Genomic DNA, 4,166 nt, shown 5'->3' on the forward strand with positions numbered 1-4,166 from the left:
GCCTTGCGATCATCAACGTCAACGTGTCCGGCGACGGCACGGATTCGTCCGGCGGACCACTGCCGGGTGCAACGATCAGCACTTCGGCAAATCCGAACGATACTGCCACGGTTTCCGATTTCCGCATCTCCACGTCCGATGTCGACGGCGTCGGCGCTGCCAACGAGCGTGTGATCAACTTCGCGATCACGGCCAAGATCGATCGTGCGGCATTTCCCGCGCCGACGATCGTCGACAACCAGGGCATGATCAAGGTGACGGCCGGACCGGGCACCGGGACCATCATCCCATCGCAGGATCCGAGCAAGCCCGACGACGGTGACTTCAAGACCGGCGTGAAGACCTCGATCAAGATCGACGTCACCAAGTGCAATCCGCCACCGCCACCTCCCGGCAAGGAATGCTTCAAGGTGGAACGCGGTACGGTCGACTGCGTGCCCGGCGGCGGCGCCTTCATCTATCACATGCCGGTCGGCCCGGAGATGGGCGGCAAGTGGGTGCAGGTGTCGACGAGCACGCCCGGCATCAACATCATCCCCGATACCCAATTGGTGCCGGCGGGCGGCGGTGTGCTCAACTGGAAGATCGTCGGTGCCTCGCCCGGCGACGTCATCCACCTCATCGTCACCGGCCTCGAAACCTATGCCGGTCCGAAGGAAGGCTGGGGCCTGTGCTGCACGCAGACGATCGACATCGTCATCCCGCGTGACCAGAGGTGCCCGCCCAGGGACAAGGAGCCGGACCTCAAGGTCGAGAAACGCGCCGACGTGACGCGTTGCACGATGGGCGGCGGCTGCGACTTCACCATCAGGGTCACCAATGTCGGCACCGGAGCCTACCACGGCAAGATCGTGCTCGACGAGGTGACGCTGCCGGCCGGCTCGACGCTCGATTCAGGGCCAAATCCACCTTGGGTCTGCGTACCCGGAACCACCCCGATGACCTGCACCTATCCGGTGACCACGCTCAATCCGGGGGCCTCCGTCGACCTCAAGCTCGGCTTCAAGCCGGCCGGAGGCTGGCAAGGCGGTGCTTTACGCAACTGCGCCACCTACAATTATGGCGCCAGCGGCAAGCCGCTGTTCGGCAGCCAGTCGAACGATCGCGGCTGTGCCTCGATCCCGATCTGCCGGCGCGGCGACCGTGACCGCGACTGCCGGCCGCCGGTGGAGAAGAAGGTCGACCTGATCCTGAAGAAGCGTGCCCGCGTCCCGGTCTGCTCGGCCGACGGCATCTGCACCTTCGTGATCGACATCATCAACAACGGCAGCGCCACCTACAATGGACCGCTGACGGTCATCGACAATTATCCCGGCGGCGCGCCGTCGTCCTCGACCTTCGGCCCGAACCCGCCCTGGACATGCGGACCGAACGGCCCCGGCCAGTTCCGTTGCGACAATGCCGGCATCTCGCTGCCTGCGGGCGCCTCGACGCCGATCTTCGTGAAGGCGGTCATGCCGGCCGGCTACCAGTCGGACACTGTCGAGAATTGCGCTGAGGTGAAGCCCATCCCCGGGGAAAACGACCTCACCAACAACAAGGCCTGCGCCAAGGAACGCTTCCGTCATCCCAATGGCGGCAAGCCGACCCTGCGCATCACCAAGGTGTGCAACGGCTCGCTCGCCGGTGCCGCGGTCGTCTCTTGCCGCATCACCGTCACCAGCCTTGGCACCGCTGCCCCCACCGGTCCGGTGCGGGTCAACGATGCCGCCACGCTGGTGGCCGGCGGCGCGCCCGTCCAGATCCAGACCGTCACCCCCGACGGCGCGGAATGGGCGTGCGGACCGGTTCCGGCCAATGCGCTGTCGTGCCAGATTCCCGGTGCCGTCATGACACCTGGAACCAGCCGCCACTTCGACGTGACGGTCTCGGCGAATGGCGCGTTCGAAAACTGCGCGCGCGGCTCCTATGGGCCTGCGCCGGGCGACGACGTCGTCTATCCCTTTGGCCAGGCCTGCGCCAAGGGCGGCGGTTCTTCGACCATCCGTGTCGAAAAGACCGGCGACCGCGAATGCAGGCTCGGCCAACCCTGCTCGTTCGAGATCACCATCATCAATGACGGAGCGACCGCCTTCTCCGGGCCGGTCCGCATCGGCGATGCGATCGGCGTGGAGGGGCTCGGCAGGCTGGAAGGCGTTGAGATCACCTCGATCGATCCGCCCTTCGGCTGCTCGCCGGAACCGGCAACCTTGCCTGCGTCCTGCATTGCCAACCTGACGCTCGGCGCCGGCGAAAGCCGGGTACACCATGTCACCGTGGTCATTCCCGACGACGGCCGCCTGGCCAATCTGCAGGGCAATGTCAGCGGCCAGAATTGCGTCGGCGTGCTGTCTCCCGACACACGGGTGCAGGGCGGTGGCGACGTGCTTGGCGGCGATCAGACCAATGTGCAGGGCGATCGCGGCAAGGCCTATGCCTGCCATCCCTTCACCATTAGCCAGGAGACGAGGAAGGAATGCTCGCAAGGCTTCGTCATGAACGATGCCGGCCGCTGCGTTTGCCCCGAAGGCACCACCTACCGCAACGGCCAGTGCTCGCCGGGCGGTGGTATCGTGCCGAAGCCGGAACAGCCGAAACGCTGTGTGCTGCTCGAGGGCCAGATCCGCACCGAGGACGGACGCTGCGTCTGCCCACGCGGAACCGGGCTCGAGAACGGCAGGTGCGTCAGGACCGACAAGCCCGAGCAGTGCACTATCCGTGGCCAGGTCCACAATGCGGATGGCGATTGTGTTTGCCCCAGGGGAACCGAGATCAGGGGCAATGCCTGCCGCCCGATCCAGCCAAAGCCGGAGCAGTGCACGATCCGTGGCCAGGTCCACGATGCCGATGGAGACTGTGTCTGCCCGCGAGGGACCGAGGTGCGCAATGGCGCCTGCCGTCCGATCCGGCCGAAGCCTGAGCAGTGCATCATCCGTGGCCAGGTCCACGACGCGGACGGAGACTGCGTCTGCCCGCAAGGCAACGAGGTCAGAAACGGCGCCTGCCGCCCGATCCGGCCAAGGCCTGACCAGTGCACCATCCGTGGCCAGGTCCACGACGCCGACGGCAATTGTGTCTGCCCGAGGGGTACCGAGGTGCGGGGCAATGCCTGCCGGCGCAAGCAGCCGACGCAGGAGCAGTGCGACGTACGCGGCCAGGTCCACAACAAGCGCGGCGAATGTGTCTGCCCGCGCGGCACCGAGGTGATCAACGGCGCATGCCGCAGGCAGGAGGTGGAATGCGCACCGGGCTCGCAGATGATCGATGGCCAGTGCCAGCCGATCATCAGGAGGCGCTGCCCGGAAGGCACGATCGGGCGCTACCCGAACTGCCGGGCGGTCCGCGGACAACCGTCGCTGGAGCTGAACCCCGGCCTGCTGCTGCAGCAGGTGCTGCAGGCGCAGGCCGCAGGTCGAACAGCGGCAGGACCAGGTTCCAGACAGAATCCTGAAGCTCCAGCAGCAATAACCACCTGCTCGACACGAGACCAGAAACCCCGCCGGAGCAATCCGGCGGGTTTTTCTTCGCGGCTGTGGGGACAAGCGGGAATTGGCCGCAGCATGGTCGCGGATAACGGCACGCGTCCCAGCCTGCGCATCGACCGCGCCTGCACCCTCGACAAGTCGGCTGCGGCGCATTAGGCAGTCGATAGGGTGGCCAACGAGAAGGACACTCGGAAAGGCCGCATCCATGAGCAGAAAGACCCTGATTGCACCATCGGTGCTGGCATCGGATTTTTCCAAACTCGGCGATGAGGTCGAAGCGGTAGCGGCAGCCGGCGCCGACTGGATACATCTCGATGTTATGGACGGGCATTTCGTGCCCAACATCACCTTTGGCCCGCCAGTGATCAAGGCGATCCGCAACCGCACCAAGGCCTTCTTCGACTGCCATCTGATGATTGCCCCGGCCGACCCCTATCTGGCCGCTTTCGCCGAGGCCGGCTGCGACGGTTTGACCGTCCATGCCGAGGCCGGCCCGCATCTTGACCGCTCGCTGCAGACCATCAGGAATCTTGGCAAGAAGGCCGGTGTGTCGCTCAATCCGGCGACGCCGGAAAGCGTGGTCGAATACGTGCTCGACCGGCTCGACCTGATCCTGATCATGACCGTCAATCCGGGCTTCGGCGGCCAGGCCTTCATCCCAGCGATCGTCGACAAGGTGAAGCGGGTCAAGGCCCTCAGCGG

Annotated in this window: 1 protein-coding gene and 1 pseudogene; both read left to right on the forward strand. The window is 65.7% G+C overall.

Annotated elements, in window-relative coordinates:
* A pseudogene (locus ENZ74_RS23945) lies at nt 1-3,447 on the forward strand (hypothetical protein); the annotation flags it as partial.
* 222 nt (nt 3,448-3,669) lie between these two features.
* A partial coding sequence (gene rpe, locus ENZ74_RS23950; protein ID WP_127313031.1) for a ribulose-phosphate 3-epimerase occupies nt 3,670-4,166 on the forward strand: 497 nt, incomplete at its 3' end.

Source organism: Mesorhizobium sp. M7A.F.Ca.CA.002.15.2.1, assembly GCF_003998715.1.
GTDB lineage: Bacteria > Pseudomonadota > Alphaproteobacteria > Rhizobiales > Rhizobiaceae > Mesorhizobium > Mesorhizobium ciceri.